The organism is Paenibacillus sp. MDV22-iso6, from assembly GCF_058408365.1.
Genome location: NZ_JBZVDZ010000008.1, coordinates 150,425 through 174,270 on the forward strand (window position 1 = coordinate 150,425; position 23,846 = coordinate 174,270).

Annotated in this window: 22 protein-coding genes, 1 pseudogene and 1 riboswitch; of the genes and pseudogenes, 8 read left to right on the forward strand and 15 right to left on the reverse strand. The window is 48.6% G+C overall.

What is annotated here, in order from left to right; translation table 11 throughout:
* From AC4PM4_RS22425 to AC4PM4_RS22445, 5 genes are all read right to left on the reverse strand, one after another.
* Positions 1-627 carry a cytochrome (ubi)quinol oxidase subunit III gene (locus AC4PM4_RS22425; RefSeq protein ID WP_063567898.1) on the reverse strand — a complete coding sequence of 209 codons (627 nt, stop codon included), beginning with the start codon at positions 625-627 and terminating at the stop codon, positions 1-3.
* The gene (gene ctaD / locus AC4PM4_RS22430; RefSeq protein WP_371121660.1) at positions 624-2,474 is read right to left on the reverse strand and encodes a cytochrome c oxidase subunit I; all 1,851 of its coding nucleotides are present in this window, start codon (positions 2,472-2,474) and stop codon (positions 624-626) included. The genes AC4PM4_RS22425 and ctaD overlap by 4 nt, the downstream gene beginning before the upstream one ends.
* A 71-nt stretch (positions 2,475-2,545) precedes the next feature.
* Positions 2,546-3,598 (reverse strand): cytochrome c oxidase subunit II, encoded by a 1,053-nt coding sequence (coxB, locus tag AC4PM4_RS22435; RefSeq protein WP_063567896.1) that lies wholly within the window; start codon positions 3,596-3,598, stop codon positions 2,546-2,548.
* A 580-nt stretch (positions 3,599-4,178) separates the two neighbouring features.
* The gene (map, locus tag AC4PM4_RS22440; protein ID WP_491614612.1) at positions 4,179-4,940 is read right to left on the reverse strand and encodes a type I methionyl aminopeptidase; all 762 of its coding nucleotides are present in this window, start codon (positions 4,938-4,940) and stop codon (positions 4,179-4,181) included.
* Positions 4,941-5,172: 232 nt separating this feature from the next.
* Positions 5,173-5,361, reverse strand: a complete 189-nt coding sequence (locus tag AC4PM4_RS22445) for a hypothetical protein (protein ID WP_017690840.1) — start codon at positions 5,359-5,361, stop codon at positions 5,173-5,175.
* Between the two features lie 397 nt (positions 5,362-5,758).
* Here AC4PM4_RS22445 and AC4PM4_RS22450 point away from each other — a divergent pair, with 397 nt between their 5' ends.
* Both AC4PM4_RS22450 and AC4PM4_RS22455 read left to right on the forward strand, forming a co-directional pair.
* The gene (locus tag AC4PM4_RS22450; protein WP_053779714.1) at positions 5,759-6,040 is read left to right on the forward strand and encodes a hypothetical protein; all 282 of its coding nucleotides are present in this window, start codon (positions 5,759-5,761) and stop codon (positions 6,038-6,040) included.
* Between the two features lie 153 nt (positions 6,041-6,193).
* Positions 6,194-6,532, forward strand: a complete 339-nt coding sequence (locus AC4PM4_RS22455) for a DUF4870 domain-containing protein (RefSeq protein WP_063567894.1) — start codon at positions 6,194-6,196, stop codon at positions 6,530-6,532.
* Between the two features lie 315 nt (positions 6,533-6,847).
* Here AC4PM4_RS22455 and AC4PM4_RS22460 read toward each other — a convergent pair whose 3' ends face one another.
* The gene (locus AC4PM4_RS22460; RefSeq protein ID WP_063567893.1) at positions 6,848-8,209 is read right to left on the reverse strand and encodes a nucleobase:cation symporter-2 family protein; all 1,362 of its coding nucleotides are present in this window, start codon (positions 8,207-8,209) and stop codon (positions 6,848-6,850) included.
* 1 nt (position 8,210) lies between these two features.
* The gene (locus AC4PM4_RS22465; protein ID WP_063567892.1) at positions 8,211-8,798 is read right to left on the reverse strand and encodes a xanthine phosphoribosyltransferase; all 588 of its coding nucleotides are present in this window, start codon (positions 8,796-8,798) and stop codon (positions 8,211-8,213) included.
* Positions 8,799-9,098: 300 nt separating this feature from the next.
* Positions 9,099-9,198: riboswitch (purine riboswitch) on the reverse strand.
* A gap of 270 nt (positions 9,199-9,468) precedes the next feature.
* Between AC4PM4_RS22465 and mscL the strand changes: the two genes are divergently transcribed.
* The gene (mscL, locus tag AC4PM4_RS22470) at positions 9,469-9,963 is read left to right on the forward strand and encodes a large conductance mechanosensitive channel protein MscL (protein ID WP_063567891.1); all 495 of its coding nucleotides are present in this window, start codon (positions 9,469-9,471) and stop codon (positions 9,961-9,963) included.
* Positions 9,964-10,248: 285 nt separating this feature from the next.
* On the opposite strand, the gene AC4PM4_RS22475 is transcribed toward mscL, so the two are convergent.
* Complete coding sequence (locus AC4PM4_RS22475; protein WP_491614613.1) at positions 10,249-10,551, reverse strand: hypothetical protein; 303 nt, start codon at positions 10,549-10,551, stop codon at positions 10,249-10,251.
* Between the two features lie 79 nt (positions 10,552-10,630).
* Between AC4PM4_RS22475 and AC4PM4_RS22480 the strand changes: the two genes are divergently transcribed.
* Positions 10,631-11,314, forward strand: coding sequence for an NUDIX hydrolase (locus AC4PM4_RS22480; protein ID WP_064642516.1), 684 nt, complete (start codon positions 10,631-10,633; stop codon positions 11,312-11,314).
* 188 nt (positions 11,315-11,502) lie between these two features.
* Here AC4PM4_RS22480 and AC4PM4_RS22485 read toward each other — a convergent pair whose 3' ends face one another.
* Together AC4PM4_RS22485 and AC4PM4_RS22490 are read right to left on the reverse strand one after the other, a co-directional pair.
* Positions 11,503-12,300, reverse strand: a complete 798-nt coding sequence (locus AC4PM4_RS22485; protein ID WP_491614614.1) for a TrmB family transcriptional regulator — start codon at positions 12,298-12,300, stop codon at positions 11,503-11,505.
* A 73-nt stretch (positions 12,301-12,373) separates the two neighbouring features.
* The gene (locus AC4PM4_RS22490) at positions 12,374-13,165 is read right to left on the reverse strand and encodes a zinc ribbon domain-containing protein (RefSeq protein ID WP_064642520.1); all 792 of its coding nucleotides are present in this window, start codon (positions 13,163-13,165) and stop codon (positions 12,374-12,376) included.
* A gap of 348 nt (positions 13,166-13,513) precedes the next feature.
* On the opposite strand from AC4PM4_RS22490, the gene AC4PM4_RS22495 reads away from it, so the two are divergent.
* From AC4PM4_RS22495 to AC4PM4_RS22505, 3 genes are all read left to right on the forward strand, one after another.
* The gene (locus AC4PM4_RS22495) at positions 13,514-16,177 is read left to right on the forward strand and encodes a UvrD-helicase domain-containing protein (protein ID WP_491614615.1); all 2,664 of its coding nucleotides are present in this window, start codon (positions 13,514-13,516) and stop codon (positions 16,175-16,177) included.
* An 85-nt stretch (positions 16,178-16,262) separates the two neighbouring features.
* A complete protein-coding gene (locus AC4PM4_RS22500; RefSeq protein WP_491614616.1) occupies positions 16,263-16,631 on the forward strand; it encodes a hypothetical protein in 369 nt (122 codons plus the stop codon).
* Positions 16,632-16,835: 204 nt separating this feature from the next.
* Positions 16,836-17,873: a zinc-binding alcohol dehydrogenase family protein gene (locus tag AC4PM4_RS22505; protein ID WP_491614617.1), complete on the forward strand. Its 1,038-nt coding sequence runs from the start codon at positions 16,836-16,838 to the stop codon at positions 17,871-17,873.
* Positions 17,874-17,988: 115 nt separating this feature from the next.
* Here AC4PM4_RS22505 and AC4PM4_RS22510 read toward each other — a convergent pair whose 3' ends face one another.
* Together AC4PM4_RS22510 and AC4PM4_RS22515 are read right to left on the reverse strand one after the other, a co-directional pair.
* Positions 17,989-19,059, reverse strand: coding sequence for a Gfo/Idh/MocA family protein (locus AC4PM4_RS22510; RefSeq protein WP_063568361.1), 1,071 nt, complete (start codon positions 19,057-19,059; stop codon positions 17,989-17,991).
* 38 nt (positions 19,060-19,097) lie between these two features.
* Positions 19,098-19,574, reverse strand: coding sequence for a GNAT family N-acetyltransferase (locus AC4PM4_RS22515; protein WP_072734885.1), 477 nt, complete (start codon positions 19,572-19,574; stop codon positions 19,098-19,100).
* Between the two features lie 294 nt (positions 19,575-19,868).
* Between AC4PM4_RS22515 and AC4PM4_RS22520 the strand changes: the two genes are divergently transcribed.
* Complete coding sequence (locus AC4PM4_RS22520) at positions 19,869-20,930, forward strand: copper amine oxidase N-terminal domain-containing protein (RefSeq protein ID WP_491614618.1); 1,062 nt, start codon at positions 19,869-19,871, stop codon at positions 20,928-20,930.
* A 164-nt stretch (positions 20,931-21,094) separates the two neighbouring features.
* On the opposite strand, the pseudogene AC4PM4_RS22525 reads toward AC4PM4_RS22520, so the two are convergent.
* From AC4PM4_RS22525 to AC4PM4_RS22535, 3 genes and pseudogenes are all read right to left on the reverse strand, one after another.
* A pseudogene (locus AC4PM4_RS22525) lies at positions 21,095-21,518 on the reverse strand (RidA family protein).
* A 223-nt stretch (positions 21,519-21,741) separates the two neighbouring features.
* A complete protein-coding gene (locus AC4PM4_RS22530; protein ID WP_491614619.1) occupies positions 21,742-22,704 on the reverse strand; it encodes a M15 family metallopeptidase in 963 nt (320 codons plus the stop codon).
* Positions 22,705-23,023: 319 nt separating this feature from the next.
* On the reverse strand, positions 23,024-23,839 hold the full coding sequence (locus tag AC4PM4_RS22535) for a hypothetical protein (protein ID WP_491614620.1): 816 nt from the start codon (positions 23,837-23,839) through the stop codon (positions 23,024-23,026).
* Positions 23,840-23,846 lie beyond the last annotated feature (7 nt).

Consider the following 23,846-nt stretch of genomic DNA (forward strand, 5'->3'; position numbering starts at 1 on the left):
TTACCCCACCTTTCCGAGCAGGTACACGACCGTAAAGATAAACACCCAAACCACGTCAATAAAGTGCCAGTACATTGCGGAGACGTATACTTTAGGTGCAGTTACGACCGTTAATCCTTTTCTGAACAGTTGCCCGATAATGAGCCCAATCCACATAATACCGAATGCAACGTGAGCTCCGTGGAACCCAACCAGCGTGTAGAACGCTGAACTGAATGCACTTGTAGTCATGCCGAACTCTTTATGTTTCACATATTCATAGAACTCGTAGATTTCCAGACCGAGGAATCCAAGACCCAGTACAACGGTAATGCCAAGCCAGAGAGCAAGAGCATTGCGCTTCCCCTTATGCATAGCCTGGATGGCAAATACACTTGTCAAACTGCTGACTAAGAGAATAAAGGTTGCTGCAGCCACGAGTGGCAGATGAAACAATTCATTCGCCGTCGGTCCGTCATTCGTTTGGCCACGGAGGGCCAAAAAGGTTGCGAAGAGGGTTCCGAACAATACGGTCTCGCCGCCAAGGAACAACCAGAAGCCGACAAGCTTGTTGCGTCCTTCCAGCGTTGCTTTCTCCGGCTCATGCGGCAATTTGCCGTTTACCGGTTCGGCATGTGGAGTTGTCATGTTCTAACCCCCTTCTCATCCTGATCCTCCGGTTCAATATGCCAGCCATGATCATCATAGAGTGACCGCAGCGCCATCGCACCAAATGTAATCAGAAGGCCAATAATGACTACAATGTAATTGTTAAACAATCCGTTCATAAACGCATTGCCAAAATCATCTTTGCTGAACATGAGACCAAGTCCGGCAATGAATATACCGACAGACATAACAAACGGCAGTGGAGTCGCTGATGGCATATGAATCGAACCAACAGGTTCGGCCGGTGTCATCTCCGTATGTCCAGCCATCTTTTCCTTCCAATACGCATCGATTCCACGTACCAGAGGCGTCTGCTTAAAGTTGTATTCCGGTGGCGGAGATGGGATTGACCATTCCAACGTACGACCATCTTCCCACGGATCATTCGGCGCATCAACTGGTTTTCTCGTTGTAATCACGATGTTCACGAGGAACATGATAACCCCAACACCCATTAGGAATGCACCAACAGAACTGACCAGGTTAAGCAGGTCAAAATCCTGATTCGGCAAGTATGTAACGATCCGGCGCTGCATCCCCATTAAACCAAGGAAATGCTGTACGAAGAACGTTAATTGGAAACCGATCATGAATGTCCAGAAGGTCCACTTTCCGAGCGTTTCGCTCAGGACGCGACCGAACATCTTCGGCCACCAGTAATGTAATCCAGAGAACAAACCTAGCACCAATCCACCAACGATAACGTAATGGAAGTGAGCCACAACAAAGTACGTATCATGGAACTGGAAATCCGCAGGCGCTGAGGCCAACATGACACCAGTAACCCCGCCCATAACGAAGGTTGGAACGAATCCAACAGCAAACAGGTTTGCTGCCGTAAAACGAATCTGTCCGCCCCACATCGTAAAGAGCCAGTTAAATATTTTGATCCCTGTTGGTACAGCAATCAACATGGTTGAGATCGAGAACAATGCATTGGCGACTGTTCCCAGACCAGTCGTAAACATGTGATGCGCCCATACCATGAATCCTAAGAAGGCGATCAGGATGGTTGCAAACACCATGGAGCTGTAACCGAATAATCTTTTACGTGCAAAGGTTGGAATAACCTCCGAGATAATACCAAAAGCCGGCAGGATGAGAATGTATACTTCCGGGTGCCCGAAGATCCAGAAGATATGCTGCCAGAGTACCGGGTTACCGCCACCTGCAACATCAAAGAAATTGGCTCCCAGTATACGGTCAAACGTTAACAGTACAAGTCCTACCGTAATGGCAGGGAATGCAAAAAGGATAATGGCTGATGTAATAAATGTGGTCCAGGTAAACATCGGCATCCGCATATAGGACATTCCCGGCGCACGCATCGTAATGATGGTCGCAAGAAAGTTAATGCCCCCGATGAGTGTCCCTAGACCGGCGATCTGGAGACCTATCGTGTAGAAATCCACACCGTGCGTCCCACTGTACTCGCTGCCAGAGAGTGGCGTATACGAAGTCCAGCCGGCATCCGGTGCCCCTCCCATCAACCAGCTCAGGTTCAAGAGCAGTCCGCCAAACAGGAACGTCCAGAAACCAAGCGCGTTAACAAAAGGGAAAGCAACGTCCCGTGCCCCAATTTGCAAAGGTACAACGGCATTCATAAGTGCAAAAATAATAGGCATAACACCAAGGAAAATCATCGTTGTTCCGTGCATCGTAATCAATTCGTTGAAGACCTGTGCCGACACAAAATCATTCATCGGTTTCATTAACTGAATCCGAATCAAAATGGCTTCAATGCCGCCGATTCCGAAGAAAAATCCACCCGCAATCAAATAGAGAACGGCGATTTTTTTGTGATCGACGGTGGTGATCCAATCCATCAAGCCCCTATACCGCTTGACGCTATGAGCATGAGCCAAGGTTGTGTACCCCCTTCTTCGTCCTTGCTGTTCTATTCATAGTCCAATTTGTAGTTGGCCAGATATTCGGCAATTCCGTCGATTTCTTCATCTGTGAGTCCAAGGTCTTTCGGATTAGGCATTGTATTGCCCGGCTTCACGGATTGTGGATCATGGAGCCATTCTTTCATGTTGTCCAGCACCGGATTACCGTCTTCCTGGCCTTCGCCCTGATTCAGCAGAATACCTGCCACGGATTGCTTGCCGCCGATACCTGTAAGGTTAGGCGCAACTGGCCCGCCCTGATCCCCAACTGCATGGCAAGAAAGGCAGTTCGTTTTGAACTTCTCAGCCAATTGGGTATCTTCCGGAAGTACCGCTGGGGCTTTCATTTCGTTAACCCATTTGTCAAAGGATTCCTGACTGACCGCTTTTACCTTGAATTCCATGAAGGCATGCGACCTGCCGCATAATTCAGCACATTTGCCTCGGTAAACGCCTTCATTTGGCGCCGAGAAGCTGAACTTGTTAAGCGTTCCATCCGGGTTTGTGTCCATTTTACCCGCAAGTGACGGCACCCAGAAGGAGTGAAGCACGTCAGCGGTTTTCAATTCGAATGCGATTTTCTTTCCGGTCGGGATGATGAGATCTTGAGCGGTGGTTACGTCATATTGAGGATAAGTGAATTCCCACCAGTACTGATGCGAGGTGACTTTGACCTGAATTGCATTTTTGTCGTTGGACAGATCTTCGCCTTGGGCAAAAATCGTTTTTACCGTCGGTACTGCCAGAACAATTACGAGCAGCAACGGAATGGCTGTCCATATTACTTCCAGCTTGAAATTACCTTCAACCTGTTCGGGCATTTCATTCTGCCCGGCTCGTCTGCGAAACCGGATCAACACATACGCAGCAATAGCAAATACAATGATGAGCACCACGATCATAATCGCAATGGACAGCTTCATCAGATCATATTGGCCTTGCGCCACAGGACCCTGAGGTTTCATTACCGACAAGTCTTCCCGCCCGCATGCGGATAGCAGCAAAGAGAACACCGCCAGCAAGGGGAGAATTCGCTTTGCAACCTGCCACTGTTTCATCATTGATCTACCCCACTTTTTTAACATTTTCGTAGATTGCCGTTGTCGCCCAAAATAAACTTAATTCAGTTCATTTCAGCACGATACACGTAATCCTGTCCGACATACAGAACGCTTACAAAAATAACGCTTCCACTACTCCCGTCATTTCCTGCTAAGGGCATGTCTGCGCATTCTTCCAATTCATTCTATATGGTTCAATCACTTATTAAATATAAGTTGAGGGTATGATTTTGTCAATCTTTGGACACATGTTCACAAATTGTTCACTATATGTAAAAAACCGCACCACAACTTGATTTGTAACCGATTTCAGTTAAAAATATTACTCTCTACTTTTGAAAATTTTTGCCAAATTTCGGTGATGAAATTGATTTTTTTGCCGATTTTTCTCACATTGAAAACATGCAGTATTATGCAAAACAGAAAAGCCTGCATCAGCTTGTTTCTCTTACAACTACTGGAAGCCGCAGTAAAGCTCCATACCGCTCCCTTATAGAACCAAACGGCATGGAGCCTGAACCTATTGTATATCTCTTACACCGTATGCGGCACCCTTACCAGCTTGCCATAGATACAGCGTCTAAGTCCCGTCAGTTAGTATAAGAGGACCATCACTTGTTATGGCTACCGTATGCTCATACTGGACGCCCCAGCTTCCATCCACTGTTCTCACCGTCCAGCCATCCTCATCCCATACAACTGCTCCAGAGCTGCCTTTCGTAAATATAGGCTCAATCGTAATGACCATGCCCTCTGTCAGCATCATGCCCGTCCTGCGTTTCCCGTAAGGGAGGACATTCGGGGGTTCATGGATGTATTGACCGATCCCATGACCAATAAGAGGCTTCACAATCCCGTAACGATACAGCCTCGCTGTCCGTTCAATCGCGTTACCGATATCCCCCAGCGTATTTCCTGGCACTGCCTGTGCTATCGCCTTATGAAGCGCCCTTTCCGTTCGATTCATTAGTTTGCGTATGGACCTGCGTTGTTCACCGATCCCATACGTCCATGCAGAATCGGCAAGCCAGTCATCTTTGTTCACCACCATATCAATGGTCACCACATCGCCTTCGACCAGTTTCCGGTCATTAGGGAAGCCGTGGCAAACCACTTCATTAACTGAAGCGCATGTAGCGTAAGGATAACCTTTGTACCCCTTTTGCTCAGGTGTAGCTCCTCTTTCAGCCAAAAAAACCTCCACCCGTTCGTCAATATCTCCTGTCGTTACACCGGGGGCCAACCACTTTTCAATATGCTCGTGACAGCTTCGCAGGATTCGTCCTGCTTCCCGCATGTAGCCAATCTCTTCTTTCGTTTTCAAAATAGGGTCCACATGCATTCATCCTTCCTGCCATATGTGTACTTCCATGTATATGCAGCAGGAACGGAACAAAGCCCCCAAAAGTGGAGCGAAGCTCTACAGCTAATTCTGTTTTCTTTTAGATGAAAGGTTTACACGTTGGAAATATGTACATATCATTTTTCAATCAAAAAAAACCGTCTGCCGGAGCTTAACGCCCGGGAGACGGTTCTATTCATATCGGAACAGTATAATCAGAGTTGTGTGTGTTTCAGGACACGGAAGAATCCATCTTGACAAGCTCATGCTCAACCACAGAAGTCAATTCTTCCTCGTATCCACCCGTAATCCGGTATTTTCTCACGTACTCCTTCACGAATTTTTTTGGATCTTTAGGACGGAAAATCCGAGTCATTTCCCTCAAACTTTCTTTGACCTCATTGTGACCTTTCGTTGCCATTGTAATTCCCTCCCAAAACGTTGAAAGTGAATGCTCCGTTTAGAGAATGCCGAATAAGTCTTAAATGCCATCCATGAAGTTGTGTGCGCGGCTCAAAGCAAGCTTTAGGTCGGGAACCCTTGCTTAAGCAAGTACCTGACACTATAAATACCCGATATGATTCGGTGTGAATCATAATCTTATTGTAGCATATTCGGAAGTATCTGACGACTTGACGATTTTACCTAATATTTATAACGGTTTTTATGCCCAAAAAGTTTAATTCCGAATCATATGTTATAAATACGATACTTCTATACGGAATTAATATATCCAGCATAACACTGAACTATTCGGGGGATATTATCACGGACAACCCATACAGTTAAAATAATGGGATCTAAGGAGGCGTTGTTTTATGGATCAGAAAGATAAAGAAATGCTGCCCCTTTCGCATGAAAAGGTGGAAGTGGACGGAATATATACCAACGAAGCCGGACAAGAAGAACATCTGCATCGCGGACAACAATTCCCGGCCGATCCCGTTCTCGGCAAGACGGAATGGGAACTGACAGAATTCGCTTTTGACAACCATCACGAAGGTCGTACCGACGAGCGTTTGGTTCCTAAAGAGAATGATACCGATAAGATTGGCAAGACCACACATCCACGCAGACATTTTCAGCGGGGTGACCGTTAAGTTATATAATGAGGCAAGGAAAGGGGCATGTTCCAGGGCAGTATTAGGAACATGTCCCTTTTAAGCTAGCAAAGATACATTTCGTCCCATCCGGTTCAGTTCTGTCCACCTCCTTCATAACCTAGTTAAAAAGGACAAAGGAGGCTGGACCGAATGTCCCCCATGAAATCATCAAGCGGTCTGGATGAAAATATTGCCGGCATGCTCTGTTATCTGTTCACTTTTGTAGGTGGAATCGTCTTTCTGGCTGTAGAAAAACGAAGCAGATTCGTTCTGTTTCATGCACTTCAATCCGTCACGGTATTTGGCCTCATTATGGTCGGTCATGTGTTGTGTGCCTTCCTCCCACTGTTTGGGCCACTGCTGGCATCGCTATTGTCCTTGCTTGGTGTGGTGGTCTGGCTTCTCATGGTGGTGACCAGTCTGCAAGGCAAATGGCTTAAGCTGCCGTGGGTCGGAGACTTTGCAGAGAAACAGATGCGGCATCTGTAAGATGTAACGTTTCTATCGGCTTCATCTCAAAGTAATTCATCATGTGAGTCTACATAATAATCCATCTTGTTTTGGGCAAAAAAAAGAAAAAACACCGGATCTCCTGCTCTCTAACGAGCAAGGTCTCCGGTGTTCCGTTTATTATGCCTTCAATAACGATTAACAGGATAGATGATTCATCCCCTGAATAGTTCAGGCCGTTTAACTTTTTTATTCACAACATTTATTATTCAATCCATGAGGAATTTAAAGTTAACATAATATACATGTTGAAGGCATCGGGTAATAACAACGATGATTTCAGTTCTTTACTTTTTACGCCGACTTGCCGTTATCTCCAAGGATCACATCCGCTTGACGTTCAGCCATTTTGGCAGCCCTTGCTTGAGTACCCAGACCATTAAAGAGCAAATTCATGAAAATGGCCGTAAAGCTACCTGCAATAATTCCGTTACCGAGCATAATCTGTGCCCAGTCCGGCGCACCTGCGAACAATTGAGGCACAACCGTTACACCCAGACCCATGCCTACAGAGCAGGCGATGATGAACAGGTTCTCATGACGGTTCAAATCAACCTGGCTGCCCAGAATACGAATACCTGACGATACCACCATACCGAACAATGCAACCATGGCCCCGCCAAGAACAGAACCTGGAACAAGCTGCGCCAATGCAGCAATCTTCGGTACAAAGCCGATAACCACAAGCAGTCCACCCGCTACAACGATAACATCACGCGTTTTGACACGAGTCATCTGTACAAGCCCTACGTTTTGTGAATAGGTCGTGTAAGGGAATGAGTTGAAGATACCACCCAGCACAATCGCCAAACCTTCTGCACGGTAGCCACGAGCCAGATCTTTGGAGGACAGGTCTTTATCCAAAATTTTGCCAAGAGCCATGAATACACCAGTAGATTCAGCTACGCTGACAATCGCCACTAGAATCATGGTCAGAATCGGTACAATCTCAAATGTCGGCGTACCAAAGTAGAACGGCTGCACGACATGGAACCAGCTTGCTTCACGAATTGGCGCAAAGTTCACTTCACCCATAAGCCCTGCTGCCACTGTGCCCACGAGAAGGCCGATCAGCACCGAGATGGAACGAACGAATCCTGTCGTGAACCGTGTCATCAGAATGATGAACACCAATACGCCGAATCCGAGCAGAAGATGAACCCCACTGCCAAAGTCCTCTGCACCCTGACCGCCGCCGAGATCGTTGAACGCAACCGGAATCAGGGTCAGACCAATAATGGTTACTACTGATCCAGTGACGACTGGCGGGAAGAGTCGTATCAATTTGCCAAAAATGCCCGAGAACAATACAACGAATATCCCTGAAGCAATGATCGCACCATAAATGGCAGACACACCGCTCTTCATCCCAATTAAAATCATCGGTGATACAGCCTGGAATGCACAGCCAAGCATGACGGGCAGCCCCACTCCGAAGAAACGATTGCCCCATACCTGAAGCAGTGTTGCCACACCACAGGCGAGCAGGTCAATCGCAATCAGATAGGTCAACTGCTCCGTTGTAAAACCAAGGGCCTTGCTTACAATAATTGGTACAACGACAGCTCCTGCATACATCGCCAGCACGTGCTGGAGACCTAACGAGAACGTTTTGATCGGATGCCGATGCCGCTGAAAAATTCGTTCGCGTGCCATATTAGATCGTGACCTCCTCGTCCGCAAACGTAACTTTTCCGTCTGATAACGCTCCGATACGAACCAGTGATTCCACACGGTATCCTGCTTCTTTCAGCAAGCGGCCTCCTGGTTGGAACGCCTTTTCAATCACGATGCCAATACCAACTACTTCAGCGCCTACTTGCTCCACAATGCGGGCCAGACCAAATGCTGCCTCGCCATTGGCCAGAAAGTCATCGATGATCAGTACACGGTCACCAGGCTGCATGAACTTCTTCGCAACTGTAATTTCATTGGTCTCCTGCTTGGTAAAGGAGTACACCTTCTCAACCAGAATGTCTTCCGTGAGTGTAAGTGACTTCTGCTTCCGTGCAAAAATAAGCGGAACGTTGAGTTCCAGCGCAGTCATGATGCCTGGTGCGATCCCTGAAGATTCAATCGTCAGTACACGCGTAATGTTCTCCCCTTCAAAACGGCGGATGAACTCCTTACCGACTTCCTTCATCAAAACCGGGTCCATCTGGTGGTTCAGGAATGAATCCACTTTGAGTACCTGCTCGGACAGGACAATGCCTTCCTGTATTACCTTGTCTTTTAACAATTGCATCGTAATTCTTCCCCCTGTGCGCCCTCCCGTACAGAAGCCTGCATGACCTCGATCCCCTCTGTAAAAAACAAAAAGCCCGCCTTTTTACACGCTGCGGAAGAACCGGAGACGGGAAAAGACGGACTTGTACATATGTGGACAAGCCGCATGGATACTGCAAGTATAGTGTAATGGAAGAGCATGATAACAGGATAACTCAGAGCAAACCTCAAACTCCCTATTCAAGAAGGGATATGAAGATGCCTGAACATCCTTTTTCAGACACACTGCCCGATAATCATCTCTCTCCATACCTTAACAACGTTGCAGGATCTTTCCCGTAGTCCGATCATTCCGGTGATCGGGTAGAAACATGCAGGCCTATTCCTGCACATATACGAGTCGGCATATTAAATTTTTTAAGCTCCATGATTCGTTACAATATATGATCGCGAACCTGAATGTAAAAGTGTGAACGGAACTGATAATGTTAGAAGTATACCGAATCGGCGCCGTGAAATAAAGAAGTATTTTCATGGAAGTTGCGGAAACTTGTCTTAATTTGCATTAAAGGGATGATTGCTGCGGTTTTTTTATGTACAATATGAGAACGGAAGCGCGTGTCCGAACGGAGAATCGATGGAAACGCCGCCTGTATTATGAATATATTTGGTAAAGGAGATTTGCAGACATGAAAGGCGTACTAAAGGAATTTAAAGAATTTGCAGTACGTGGCAACGTCATCGATTTGGCAGTCGGTGTCATTATCGGGGCTGCTTTTGGTAAAATTGTCACGTCCCTCGTGAATGACATTATCATGCCACCGGTAGGTAAACTGCTTGGAGGCATTGATTTCAGTCAGAAAATCATTAATCTGGATCGGGATATGAAAACAGCCAGCGGACAGGAGATCACAACTCTCGCTCAAGCCAATGAGGCTGGCGCTACGGTGATTGCATATGGGCAGTTCATCAACGTGATGATTGATTTTCTCATCGTCGCTTTCTGTATTTTCATGCTGGTGAAGGGGATCAATTACATCAAAAGCAAAGAACACAAAAAGCCCGAGCCGCAAAAAACGACCAAGGCTTGCAAATACTGTCTGTCCGAAATTCCGGCTGCGGCTACTCGCTGTTCGCACTGTACTTCAGAGCTGGAAGCTGAAGGTAACGGCGCAACGGCTTAATCGTTTCCATGCTTGAAGTGTATCAGAATTTACAGTGTACCCAAACTCTCTATTGAGAACAGTAGTGGATAATTGTTAATATATAAAGGCTTATGTAAAAAAACTCCTGCTTGATCTGTCCGTCATGCTTCTTCATCCGTGTTGTTGCAATCCCGCACGGAGCGGGTGGAATCAAATCGGCAACCACATGAAAGGTCTCACCGTAAAGGTGGGGCCTTTCTTTATCTCACAAGCAGGTATGTTGCTCTAATGTCATTATTATCTTACGCTCACCATGCTTACAAACTAGAATCGACGCGGCAACAAGTGCTCCAAAATCGACTTCAAATCCCGATCTTCCTTATAAACCTCTTCCCCGGTATCGAGCTCTGTTACCCGGATATAATCAAAATTCATCGACGCATCCACAGGTTTAAACAACAATTGGTTCTCGTCTTCCAGACGTACGTTGAATCCCATATCCTTAAACATCGTTGTTAGCTGGCTATTCGCCGGTTCCTGACCTTGCCCTACCATAATCAATCCTCTAAGACTTTTACGTTCCTGAGGTTGCGGATAAATGACCTGAAAGTGTACAATGCATTCCATAAGATGGTTCCCCTTTCGTTTAAAACATACTTTGTGAAATTTTGAACTTTAAAACTTGCTATATAAGGAGATACGTATCATGACCCCAGAACGTTTCGATATTTACGACGATCAGCAAAATTGGATAGGTACAGAGCTACGCAGCGTGGTTCATGCCAAGGGATTCTGGCACCGTTCATTCCACTGCTGGATCGTGCGGGACGAAGGCTCACAGCGGTTGGTTCTATTTCAGCGAAGACGGGATATCAAGGATACCTTCCCCGGATGTTACGACATTACCGCAGCAGGGCATCTCACAGCCGGCGAACAGCTGCATGAAGCCAGTCGTGAGCTGGAGGAAGAACTGGGCGTGCAAGCACCTTTTGAAACGCTGACCTACCTGTTGACGGCAAGACAGCAACTTGAAGGGCAGGTTCGCGGTGTACCTTTTATCGATCGGGAATTCAGCTCCGTCTTTGGACTGTGCTTGAACCAGCCTCTAGAAGCCTATACCTTGCAGGTAAGCGAAGTCGACAGCTTATACGAAGTGCCTTTGGATGACTTGATTGCCTTGTTCCGTGGCGAAACCCATGTGATTCAAGCCGCGGGAGTGCAAGCCGTGCAGTCAGCGTCCAATCAGGTGGATCAGGCAAATAGTAGCTCTGTTCCTCTTCACGTTCAAACACGTCACATGCGCGAGATTAGAGCAGCCGAGTTCGTGCCACACGGTACGGAATATTATATCGATGTACTTGAAGCGTTAGTTCACGTGCCCAAAAACTAACCAATTTTGCCTATGATAAAGTTACGTTCATAGCTTCATTTTCTCAAAAATAGCATGAATTCATACCCTATTACATTAGCTCAACAGGGAACATTTGCTGTGATGAACATCACTGCTTCTGTTAACTAGCAAGAAGAGGCGTCTGCCTCATGGCAACGCCTGCTTCCTTTAAGCATGTATTTTGGAGTTCATAGGATATCTGAAGGTACTGACCAATAACGTGCTGACAGGTTTTGGTATCGAGGCCCGTATCGAGACTCCAGTTCCTCCCCCATGTCCTGCTCCAGTTCATACAACACCAATTCCTGAGCAAAATGATTCAACAGCAGTCCGGTCATGACCGGATGTTCTGTCACCATCGCCTGAGTGGCGCAAGATTCTCCGCGCATCCCTAACATGCACCAACGACGATCTACCACTAAAGAGAACTTCCGGCCATTCCCTGCTCCGTATGAAGGCAAACAAGGCCAAGGAGCGGGCTGATCCATAATACCCTCTCCACCATCACATGACCATAACAGGCGCACACCTCGGTCTTCAGCACGCTGCAAGTCTGCACGCAACAACTCTGCTTCCTCACGCCATACGTCCACCACAATCTCATGTTTGGCCTCAGCCAGTTCACGGCTTAGATTCTCAAATACATTTTTGTCGCCTTCAATATTGTAAAAGACCGGCTTCTCCGGCTCATGCTGCGGCATACTGCTCTGCACATATTCAAGGGATGCACGCATCTGACCGGAGATCATACTTGTCATCTCCTCAGGCTTCAAGACACTGTATTTCGCAGGCTCGCCTGCGCTGCAACGCAGGAATCCCCGCTGTTCCAGCCGTTGCAGGGTGGCATATACATTGGAACGGGACACACCCAGCCTTTTCGCAACCTCATATCCCGAGGCTGAGCCTTGGCGAGCGAGTTCCACCATAATTTTAGATTCCATCTCGGTAAACCCCAGATGACGCAAATGATGCAGCAGTTGGTCCATATTCCCGTCCCCCCATGCTGTAAGCAACCAGCGCTGCCACACATTGATTCGGCAGCGCTTCTACTGCATCAGATCAGATCTGTTCTGCTCCGCAGCGTGGGCACCATTTCGAACCTTTGGGAAGCTCTGCTGTACAAATCTGACAATTCACCATTTCGCGTGGCACTTCCGTCTGTACGTCCACCGTGTTCACGATCGGATTATTTTCTTTCCAGTACCGAATGCGCTCATCCAGCTCCTGCTGGCGCTCGCGCTCCCGTTGCATTTCTTCATCCCGACGGCGTTCCCACTCGGCATCGAACGCTTCCTTTTCCTCTTGGGTAAATTCCGTACTGTTATATTCGGATTCGGTCTCCAGGTCCGCAATGGACGGAATTACCGTGTGATACGGCTCAGCTTCCTCCAGTTCCTCTTCAGCTGGCGCATCATAGATTGGTCCCTCCGGGCTTTGGGCCACAGCTGCTTCCTGTCTCGCAGGGTTTGTCGCCCCTACAGATGCTGCTGCGGGTTTGAATTCACCCAACTTGCGTCCGCATTTCGGACAGAAGTTGGCATCCAGTGAAGCGACGTGTCCACACTCGCATAAGCGCTCATTTTTGAGTTGTGCAATCTTGTTGCGCAGACCATCGATCTCATCCTGCAATTCATCGCACAATCCCGATAGATCCACCATCTCTTTTTCGGCACGCGTCATGTCCTGTGCGCGATAACCTTCATAGAAGATACGACCCATATCTGTAAAATGGACTTCCTGTTCCTGCTGCAAGCCCACAATCTGATTATTTATTTTTCCGATTTCAACGGCGTGCTGGGCACGCTCTGTTGCTTTGTTTGCTCCGTTCTTAATTCGCTGAAGCAGTTTCATGACTTCTCCTCCTCTGTCCCGTCAGAGTTGAACCTTTTGATTCAACACCCATTTGTTCCAAAACTCATTTTCATTTGATTTTTTTTATAGTATATAACTTATACGATATCATGCCAAAAAGTTGCGAAATCTCGCGTGAATGCCCGTTTCCTGCCGATGCTGGATGAATTCGGGGGCTTTCGTCAGGACCATACGTTCGGGTATAATGAAGCTTTGGCCCTACTGATCCGCCTACTTGGGCGGTTATCCCTATCATACCAATTTACAATGTGATTGTGAAAAGGGCAAATGAATTACTTTTAAGCCGGGATAGTCCTATCCCTGAATGCATATAGAGGTGGATGAATGATGTTAAGTCCGAACTCAACGTTTTACCCCCGTCCGCTCGGGGTTACCCCGGCGGCATCACTGCCCCAGTCCCCTTCAGCTCCGCTGGAGACCAGTAGGCAGCTCGTTGCCAGCGATGAACGGGATGCGCCTTATTTCCGCTCTCTGGAAGAGGTAGGCATCCGTCTGAACGGACCCCAGATCTCAGCGGTTCGCCACGGCAAGGGACCCCTGCTGACTCTCGCAGGAGCTGGCTGCGGCAAAACAACCGTACTGGCTGCACGTGCTGGCTACCTGATGGAGGTTAGTGGTGCTCACGCGGGAAGCATCCTGCTGGTGACGTTCACGAACAAAGCTGCCACTGAGATGAAAGACCGCATCGCATCGCTGCCTGGCATTCGTCCCGCAGCCGCACGAGCGGTGCAGGCCCGTACATTCCACTCGTTCGCATTGACGCTGCTGCGTCATTACGGCGTGCAGGAGGAGATTTTTGGTGAGTCCCGTGCGCAGCATACGGTACTCAAGATGCTTCTGCGCCAGAATGGCATGAGTGAGGCATTTCAGCCTGAGAGTCTGTTGGCTATGCTGTCCGCTTGGAAAATGCAAGGCTCAGAGACGAGCGATCTTCCCGAAAAATCACAGGAGGAACGAGATGCCAAACGTGTTCTCCTTGGTTATGAAGCCTGGAAGCGGGATCGCAACAAAATGGATTTTGATGATATTTTGCTGCGAGCTGCCGCTCTGCTTCGTGATCCTGCTGTACTGGGGCCGCTTCAGCAGCGTTTTCAGTACATCATGGTCGATGAGTTCCAGGATACGAATAGTCTGCAATATGAAATTGTACAAAAACTGGCTGCCGCCCACCGCAACCTGATGGTTGTGGGAGACGATGACCAGACGATCTATACGTTTAATGGGGCACGGCAGGAATCCATTTTGGAATTCGATAAAGTTTACCCCGGTGCACGCATCGTGACGCTGGATATTAATTACCGCAGCGATGCGCGTATTCTGGGACTGGGCAGCGAATTGGTTGCCCGGAACAAACGAAGACGTGACAAGCGGCTGCGCGCAGCCGGGCATCGTGGAGATGCGCCTCGGTTTGCCACCCCCTCCAATACCGAGGAAGAAGCAGCTTGGGTTGTTAACCAGTTGTGTCAGCAAGTTGAGGAAGGTTTGCATACGTATCGGGATATCGCGATCCTGCACCGGACAGCAAGTAGCAGTCGGGCTATATTTGAGCAGCTTGTGTTGAAAGATGTGCCGTTTGTACAACACGGCGCTTCCCCGGTCTTCTATGACCAGTCACTGATTCGACCTTTAATGGATCATATGCGCTTGTCCCTGAATCCACGTGCTGTAGATGCTCTGCCGAGTGCGCTGGGGCCTCTCTATGTATCCCGAGATGCCGGACTGGAGTGGATTCAGCGCAGTGAAGAGCAACAAGCGAAGAAATATCCGCTTATCCATTTGGCCAAATGGGACAAGCTGAAGCCTTTTCAGCAGGAGCAGGTCAAGGAACGCATCAAGTTGATCAAATCGCTGACGAAGCTGAAACCGGTGATTGCGATCCAGGAGATGCGGCGCCAGTTTTACGACAAATATATGGAAAGCGGTGATCCAAGCATCTTTACCCATTATAAGGAAACGATGCTGGAGACACTGGACGAATTCGAAGCTGCAGCCAAAAAATTCGAAACCGTTGAAGAGTTCATCCAATTCGCCGATGAACTCTCCCGCAGACACCGCGAGATGGAATCACTGCGCCGTTCACAGGACAGCGATGCAGTCCAACTGATGACAATTCACCGGGCCAAGGGACTTGAATTCCCATGTGTATACTGGATCGGCGCCAGCGAAGGAATTGTACCTCACAGCACGGCACTGCGGCAGGATATCCCTGAAGACCAGAAGGCTGCTCTTACCGTACAGCAGACCGATGCCGAACTGGACATGGCTCTGGAAGAGGAGCGACGACTCGCCTATGTCGCAATCACACGGGCCAAACAGTATTTATACATCACTTCTCCCGCCAGTCATCACGGAAAACCGGCGGACGTTTCCCGCTTTCTGCTGGAGGCCTTCGGCATGGAGGTACCAGACAAACGCAAAAACCGCGAGGAAAGCCAGACTGGCAATCACGCGTCATACGGCAGCGGTAGCAGCAACTGGAAGGGGAACGGGAACACGAATGGTAAAGCTAACGGCAATGAGAGTAGAACTAGAAATGGAAATGCAGCATACGCCCGTTCAGGTTCGCGGCCGCAGGGACGGGATGCAGTGAGTCCAGTTCAGCGTGGTGCAGATCAGCGCAGCGCGATCCGTCAAAGTGATCGGCGTGATTTTGAAGTACTCGATGAACGAGACGAGGATCGTCTCAGTGAGCGGCGCGGCAGCGGGGTTATTCGCAATCACACGGCGTTCAGCACCACGGGTGTGAATCAGGCAGCTTCGTCCTCCAACAGTTCGGGGTCGCAATCTTCAGGTACAGAACGTACAGAAACCGTAGCGATCTGGAAGTGCAGTTCTTCCACCTGCAAAGCATGGCTGCGCCAGAAACCGGATGGTCCTTCAGCCAAGGTATCCAAAAAGGCGGCGTCTGGCCCCCCAGCTTGTCCGCTATGTTCAGGCACCATGGAGGCAGGTACCCGGAAGGTTCCCGTAACTGGGCGGTTTGGAAGATGAACAATTGCCATTCGTTTCAGGACGCTTCCTGCTGTTTATTAACAGTAGAAGCGTCTTTTTTCCATTTTAGAATGGAGGTTGGATTATGCAGGACGGCAAAAAGCATTACTATGTATCGGTAACCCATAATCTCATTGAACAGACCAAGAACGAATCAACACCGTTTGAAGTCATGGTGGACGAAGAACAGCTAAATCGGCTGAAAGACCTGATGAAAGTGCTGGAGGATGAAGATGCCTATACATTGCAACGGGCTCCGGTACCCTACAAATCGGCGGATCATGACGAGGCTACAGAACAATTCTCAGATGGCATGACGTTGCTGTACACGTTTCTTTACGACCATGGCACTCCGGATACCCGGCAGGCGATTGAGAGTATGAATGTACTTTCACGGCTGCAAGATACGGATTATGATGATCCGGGGTATGAGAACTCACCGCTGAATAAATGAACCCTTATCACAAAGACTTCCACTCCGATGAATTCAGGCCAATGACCTACTTCAGGAGTAACGGGAGTCTTTATTTTTTTACAGTTCGGTCCCATTAGTATCATTATTGATACTATAAATCAAAAATGATACTACTATTTATTTTAGATATTATACTATATATTTTATATACAACTTATTTATGCGAGGAGGATAACTATAACGATGGGAAATCCAATCATGAAAGCGTTCGGATATTACGAGCCTGGGCTAGAGACCGACATACCACCATTTCAGGAGGTAGAAGTTGAGAAACCAAAACCTACAGGAAAGGATTTACTCGTTGAGGTGAAGGCGGTGTCTGTCAATCCGACGGATTGGAGATCTCATCTTTCCAAACATCCGGACGATTTATCCCTGACCGTGCCTGGTCGTGATGTAGCGGGAATAGTAGTGGACATCGGCTCCGATTGCAATTTGTTCAACGTTGGTGACGAAGTGTATTATGCGGGGAGCAATATGCGCCCAGGCGGACACAGTGAGTTTCATTTAGTAGATGAACGAATTGTCGGCAGAAAGCCGAAAAATCTGGATTTCGCCCAGGCGGCAGCTTTACCTCTGACAAGCCTTACGGCAGGAGAAGCTTTTTTTGAGCGCTTGGGCATTTCCAGAAATGCATCGGATAATGAGGGTAACAGTATGCTTATTATCGGGGCAGCGGGAGGCGTCGGATCGATCGCTACTCAATTAGCCAAGCTCGCTGGACTTAAAGTTATAGCAACTGCCTCTCGTCCCGAATCAGTCTCTTGGGTAAAATCAAACGGAGCAGACCACGTGATCAACCATCATCAACCATTTGGACCACAACTTAAAGATCTCGGACTCGCTGGTGTACAATATATTTTCGTGCTAAATCATATAGATGAGCATATGGATGAGATGGCAGAAGTTATTTTACCGCAGGGGAAAATTTGCTCCATTCTACCCTTCGAAAAACCAGCCGAACTTCAAAAGTTATTCTCAAAAAGCGTAACACTCGTTTGGGAAATGATGTTCACCCGTCCGATGTTCCAGACAGATGATATGATTGAACAACATCTTCTACTTAATGAAATTGCAGATCTAGTGGATGCTGGCAAGATTCATACAACGATGGCCGAGCGGATTAAACCTATTAATGCAGCTAACTTGCTGGAAGCCTACAGAAAGAGCAAATCGGGCACTGCAATTGGCAAAATCGTGTTGGAAGGGTTTGAAAAGTAAACATACATCCATTTTGTCTGATCATGATCAATAAATTAACCAAAGGGTGTTGTCTCTCCATTGATAAGATAGAGATACAACACCCTTTAATATTACGTTAGATTCAATCTCTATATCAGTCCAGACGAATCTCTTGACCTTTTTCGGCTGACTCATAAATTCCGCTCAGCATCCGAGTCGAAGCCACACCATCCGCAATGGGACTAATGGGCTCGGTACCATTCAGACAACAATCCACAAAGTGATCAATCTGATTCTGGAAGGCACCGTGAATATCGAGACCTTTATAGTCTGTCTGAGGTTCAATGTTCAGGATCGTATTGTGTTTCTCGGTGACGATTAGCGTCTCCGGCTCCAGCTCAATTCCACCACGCTCACCGTACAATCGGACTGAAGATTCTTCCCCACGTGCATGCAGGGTAAAGCTCACATCTACCGCCAAAGAAGCCCCATTCTCGAAGCGAATCAGCGCATTCGCCATATCCTCCACATTGTTGACAGCGGAACTGTAATCTGCGGCTTTGTAAAAAGAAAGATGCTCGATATGGGCACGATTGCCCAGTTTTCGATACGTATTGCCACTCACCGAAACAGGTTTCGGTTTGCCCATCAGATACCAGCATTGGTCGATAATATGTACGCCAAGATCAATCAGCGGCCCACCGCCGGAACGGTTTTTGTCCGCAAACCATCCTCCGGGATTTCCCAAGCGACGCAGGATAGAAGCCTTGGCATAGTACAACTCACCAAACTCACCCGCATCAATGAAACTACGCATCATCTGCATATTGTTATCATAACGACGCACAAATCCCACGACAAAAGTACATCCGCTTTTCTTCACAGCCTCTTCGATCCGCAGCGCATCTTCCACATTGGTGGCTACCGGTTTTTCAAGCAGCACATGTTTACCTGCCTCCAGGGCAGCGATGGCAAATTCGGCATGCGTATTATTCCACGTACAGATACTAACGGCATCCACATGCGGATCCTTCAGCATCTCGCGATAATCAGTGTACACGGATTGTGCATCATATTTCTCAGCAGCCGCGGCTGCACGCTGTTCGTTCAAGTCACAGATGGCGTAAATGACGGCATTCTCGTTCTTGGCATAACACCTCATATGAAGATCCGAGATGGAGCCTGTGCCGATCATGCCGATATGCAGCATTTTGCTAGTACTCATCTTCTTCCTCCCTTCCTTTTCCAGAACACGAATATCGTCTAGTCTGCCCGGAGCATGCCTTTGTAAATCCCTGGTGTTGAATTTTCGATCTTCACGGCCCCCAAGGTCTGAGCATAGAAATCCACGGGTCCCGCCGATCCAATAATCGCGTAAGCGTAACCATCTGTCTTCATGGCGTGCATACAGGCCAACAGCAGCGCTGTACCGACACCTTTGCCCCGTGCCTCCTGACCAACACCTGTTGGACCAAAGAAATTACGACACGTTGCTTCATAACAAGCGAAGCCGATCATTTTCCCATGCTCAAGCGCAATATAACAAGTCACGGGTTGACGTGCAAAAGCTACATCACATTCATCCACCCAGGGCTGGCTAAAATGGGATCTCACCCAATCCAGCACAACCTGCTTCTCTGGTGCGATGGCTCTTCGGATGACAATGGAGGACTCCTCCAACTTCTTCAGTCCACTCTCTTGCTCTGGCAAATGGTAAAGCGCAACCAACATATCACTCATATGATTGCCCCCCTCCTCATATTTGGATGCTCCACAACCCCATGTAATCCTAGGTTAATTCAAAATCTGAATCACACGTCTTCCACTTATTGATCCTTAACCGCATCCCGCTTCTTATAACCGGCTATTGGTCTGTTTTTCAAATAATAGACTAACATGCTGCTCACATTAATTACCTCAAAGTGCAACACTGGACGAAGTTGTCCCGTCTATAAGGTTGGAACGTGGCCTTAATAGGAGTTTACCGCGTCATAACCAAGATGAGAAGGGATGAAATCAACGATGAACAACAACATGAAAAAAGTTAGTGCCCTGATGGTCCTGTCCTTGGCCCTGGGCGGGGGAGCCGCATATGCTGCAAACCTGGACAGCACTCAGCCCATCAATTCAACTTCCGTATCAGCCGACAGCAAAGGAACTGAAGCCGTAAAAGTATCTGTGAACGGGGCACCGATGACTGACGGCTATTGGAACAAAGATGGTCAAGAACCCATGATCGCGCTGCGTGATCTCACAGAAGCACTTGGCATTGAACTGAAATGGAACAAAGAAAACAAATCTGCTGAGCTGACAAAAGGTACCCTCTGGACACTCGTCACCACAGGCAAAGACCAGTATTCAGTTAATAAAATGCTGCTTAAGCTGGGAACAGCACCTGAAATCACAAATGGTACATTGTTTGTACCCGCTTCTTTTGCAGATAAAGTACTGCACGCACAAGTGAATACAAAAGGTAACCAAGTAACCATCTCCAGTGAAGAGGAAGTGAAAACTGTTACTGAGCGTGGGGTCATTACGGGAATTAACAGTGAAGGCAAATATCAATCCATCCATATCGGCGGTGCAGGTACAGATGGTATCGTCCTTAATGTTGGTGAAGATACCGTGTTCAAATCCGCAGATGGCAAAGATATCAAGCTTACTGATCTGACCATTGGCATGAACGTTGAAGCTGAGCATTCTGAGATTGCAACCCTCAGTTTACCGCCGCAAACACCTACTTACAAAGTCACTGTACTGGATACTGCTGCTTCGGAATCCGAAGCACAACCAAAAGAAGTTCTGGGTACAGCAGGCACGATTGAAAATGTAAAAACAACAGAAGATAATGGTACTCAGATCGAGATCTCCGGCTCCCGTCTGACAGAGACAGCACCTGACCATGTTATCCTTAACATTAGCAAAGATACAAAACTGGTGAATCATCAAGGGGAAACGATCAAACCAGAGGAACTGACCAAAGGGGCCAAAGTGATTGGTTTCTATAGCCCCGTCCTGACTCGCAGCCTGCCTCCAATCGGAACGGCTTGGAAAGTAGTAATCGAAACACCAGCCGATCAACCTGAAGCGAAATAAGCTGCCAGAAAAGAAGGCTAGCCTTCTTTATGCGTAGAGCACAGCAGATCTAGACCACACTATATTAATGCAGAAATAACCTTATCCCACGATTCCTCCTTCATGGAGGTTGGGGTAAGGTTATTTCTCGATCCTGCATTTATATATATATGTACGTAATAGCTCTATTCCGTTATTGTTATTTCGGCATCAACTTCAGCTTCTGCTTCAACAATCGCTTCTGCCTCAATCTCCACCATCAGCAAAGGGTCAATGAGTGCACTAACCTCTACCATCGTGGCGACAGGCTGGATCTGACCAAAAAAATTCACCATGAGCCTTGCCCACTTCTTCCCAACGGGAAATGTCGGTAACAAACATGCGGGTTCTCACGACATGAGACATGTCTGCTCCCAATTCTTTCAGTGCATTTTCGATGGTCTGCAAAATAAATCTCGTCTGTGCATATGGATCACCTGCTCCAACCACAACACCGTCCTGCATGGCTGTAGTACCCGCAACCTCAATTCGGTTGCCAACACGAATGGCACGGCAATATCCTACAAGCGGCTCCCATGGAGAACCGGTAAACACTTGCTGTCTGTTCATTCTGCTTTCCCTCGCTTTACATGTGATTTGGACTCCTGATTAAACATGAATTATATCAGCCTGCCGACCTGCTGAACAAGCAAATAAAATAGGATATAACTGAATTTAGCTCAAACCAAAAAGCCCCTGAAGTGATCTCCCGTGCCTTGGACAAGGGTGAATCATTCAGGGGCTCTATGAAATTGAGGACCCTAGTCTTCAATCAAAAGATGAAGCACCAGGCTTACAGCTTGATATTAGCCTCATCAAAGTATTCTTCAAGTGTCAGTCCACTTTTCACAACATCAGGAGCCAGATCAGTGCCGACATAGCGAATATGCCATGGCTCGTACACATAGCCGGTTATCCCTTCCTCACCTTTTGGATAACGGATGATGAACCCATATTCTGCTGCATGCTCAGCCAACCACTGGCCTTCTTTCGATGTGCCAAACACCTCTTCTATGGCATTGCCTACACTTGGACTGGAAACGTCAATCGCTAGTCCGGTCTGATGTTCGCTGTGGCCTGGCACAGAGCTTACACGATCCGTGTATTCTTTGCCTTTGGTTTTGACATTGTTGTTATAGATCGAAACCTGACGCTGATAAGAACGATATCCAGATACCGCACGAAGCTCAATGTCGTCCGCTTTGGCACCGGCGAACAGCTTCTCCAACGCCTCAGCAGCTTCCTTGCGCATGTGGCGCTTTTCATGCGGCCCGTCGAAGGAAAACGGTACGTTAGGCTCAACCAGATCATCCGGCTCATATCCTTCTGGCAAGCTGCGCTGTTTGTTAACGATCACTGTCATCGCTTCTGAATTGGTCACTACCGCTTGTGCATCAATCGTCGTTTGCAGCGCGCTAATGCTGCGTTTCTCCATTATGGGATCCTCTGATGTGGCTCCATTGCCTGCGTCAGAAGAACCCTCTCCCCCAGTTGAAGCATCGCCGGAACCACTATCCGTATCATCATTGTTATTGTCCGAAGATGAGCTGTCTGTGTTGCTGCCATCCTTGCCAGTATCCTCAGTCAAATGAACCGTGGTACCGTCCGACTCTTGCTGTGCGCTTCCTGCTGCGTTCAGATTCTGGTTCTCCTCTGAGCCCGAACCGTCCTGGCAAGCGGATAACAAAGCTCCGCATATCATAAGTGAGGACAGCATAACCGCAACTTGGCGCTGTCGTCCTGTACGTAATTTCATGTAAAAACTCCTATCGCATATTGTAATAATGATTGCAGTATTCGTGCATGTGGGCTTGTCTTCCCCTGCGACAGTATACCTTAAATTGCAGCGAAGCTCCACCGGTAAAGACCTCCTTGAGAGGAGGTCTTCCTAAAGATATGCCGGGTGTACAGCTTGTACGGTCGTTTTTTGGACTTTTAGAGCCCTATCCCAAGGTTCAACGCCATAGAAGCGAATTAGAAATGTATATATCCATTTTGGATAAAATGGATTATTCCGATGCACATCACAAACAAGCGGGGGATGATCTAAGATCTCCCCCGCTCTGAATGATGCATCATTTGCTTGCCGGGCTGTCCTTCTTCTTCTTTTGGACAGCCTCCCACATCCGCGCAGCTACGCGCTCGCGGATCAATGCCAGCCCTGCGGTGGCAGGCACGCCTGGCAGCAGCGCCGCCAGTTCCGGCGTTGCCGGGGGTTTCCCCGGCTGCGCCAGCCGCACCTTCACGGCGCCGAAGCCAGGCCCCGGCTGGTGCATGGCGCCGTCCGCGGCTGCCTCGGCGATCCACTCGCCGACGGCTGCGCCGCCTTCGCCGCCCCGCGCCTGCGGGCGGCCGGCCGTTTCGGCTGCGCGGCCGGGGCCGCTGGGATCATGGGCGAGTTCCTCCGCCCATGATCCCAGCACGCCGGCGAGCAGCGCTTCGCGCGGCAGGCCGGCGTGCGCCAGCTGCAGCAGCGGCTCAGCCGCGAAGCGCGCGGCAACGGCGCGCTCAGCGGCCGCGGCATGCGCGCATCTCGGGCGGCCGCAGGTGCACGCCGCTGTGCCGCCCGCGCTCAGCGAGCCGCCAGCGGCTGTGCCCAGCTCAGCCTCGCTTGGCGCAGCGGGCAGCAGCCCAGCGAGCTCCGCCGGGGCAGGGCCGCCGCGCAGCAGCGCGTACAGCGCCAGTGGACGCTTGCGCAGCTGTGCCAGCACAGCCTCGCGTTCAGCTTCACTGAACTGCTGCAGCGTGCCTGTTACCGTGAACAAGCCTTCGGCTGATTCAGTCTTGCCTGTGGCGGCTAATACCTCTTTGCCTGCATCAGACGCCGCACTTACTTCTGCTGTCCATCCACCGGGGGACATATGCAGCTCCACATTCCATTTTTCGCTCACAACAATC

Bases quoted from the DNA above. Each gene is read 5' to 3' on its own strand.
- AC4PM4_RS22425 (WP_063567898.1), bottom strand. From the start codon at position 627: ATGACAACTCCACATGCCGAACCGGTAAACGGCAAATTGCCGCATGAG.
- ctaD (WP_371121660.1), bottom strand. From the start codon at position 2,474: ATGGATTGGATCACCACCGTCGATCACAAAAAAATCGCCGTTCTCTAT.
- coxB (WP_063567896.1), bottom strand. From the start codon at position 3,598: ATGATGAAACAGTGGCAGGTTGCAAAGCGAATTCTCCCCTTGCTGGCG.
- map (WP_491614612.1), bottom strand. From the start codon at position 4,940: ATGCATGTGGACCCTATTTTGAAAACGAAAGAAGAGATTGGCTACATG.
- AC4PM4_RS22445 (WP_017690840.1), bottom strand. From the start codon at position 5,361: ATGGCAACGAAAGGTCACAATGAGGTCAAAGAAAGTTTGAGGGAAATG.
- AC4PM4_RS22450 (WP_053779714.1), top strand. From the start codon at position 5,759: ATGGATCAGAAAGATAAAGAAATGCTGCCCCTTTCGCATGAAAAGGTG.
- AC4PM4_RS22455 (WP_063567894.1), top strand. From the start codon at position 6,194: ATGTCCCCCATGAAATCATCAAGCGGTCTGGATGAAAATATTGCCGGC.
- AC4PM4_RS22460 (WP_063567893.1), bottom strand. From the start codon at position 8,209: ATGGCACGCGAACGAATTTTTCAGCGGCATCGGCATCCGATCAAAACG.
- AC4PM4_RS22465 (WP_063567892.1), bottom strand. From the start codon at position 8,798: ATGCAATTGTTAAAAGACAAGGTAATACAGGAAGGCATTGTCCTGTCC.
- mscL (WP_063567891.1), top strand. From the start codon at position 9,469: ATGAAAGGCGTACTAAAGGAATTTAAAGAATTTGCAGTACGTGGCAAC.
- AC4PM4_RS22475 (WP_491614613.1), bottom strand. From the start codon at position 10,551: ATGGAATGCATTGTACACTTTCAGGTCATTTATCCGCAACCTCAGGAA.
- AC4PM4_RS22480 (WP_064642516.1), top strand. From the start codon at position 10,631: ATGACCCCAGAACGTTTCGATATTTACGACGATCAGCAAAATTGGATA.
- AC4PM4_RS22485 (WP_491614614.1), bottom strand. From the start codon at position 12,300: ATGGACCAACTGCTGCATCATTTGCGTCATCTGGGGTTTACCGAGATG.
- AC4PM4_RS22490 (WP_064642520.1), bottom strand. From the start codon at position 13,165: ATGAAACTGCTTCAGCGAATTAAGAACGGAGCAAACAAAGCAACAGAG.
- AC4PM4_RS22495 (WP_491614615.1), top strand. From the start codon at position 13,514: ATGTTAAGTCCGAACTCAACGTTTTACCCCCGTCCGCTCGGGGTTACC.
- AC4PM4_RS22500 (WP_491614616.1), top strand. From the start codon at position 16,263: ATGCAGGACGGCAAAAAGCATTACTATGTATCGGTAACCCATAATCTC.
- AC4PM4_RS22505 (WP_491614617.1), top strand. From the start codon at position 16,836: ATGGGAAATCCAATCATGAAAGCGTTCGGATATTACGAGCCTGGGCTA.
- AC4PM4_RS22510 (WP_063568361.1), bottom strand. From the start codon at position 19,059: ATGAGTACTAGCAAAATGCTGCATATCGGCATGATCGGCACAGGCTCC.
- AC4PM4_RS22515 (WP_072734885.1), bottom strand. From the start codon at position 19,574: ATGAGTGATATGTTGGTTGCGCTTTACCATTTGCCAGAGCAAGAGAGT.
- AC4PM4_RS22520 (WP_491614618.1), top strand. From the start codon at position 19,869: ATGAAAAAAGTTAGTGCCCTGATGGTCCTGTCCTTGGCCCTGGGCGGG.
- AC4PM4_RS22530 (WP_491614619.1), bottom strand. From the start codon at position 22,704: ATGAAATTACGTACAGGACGACAGCGCCAAGTTGCGGTTATGCTGTCC.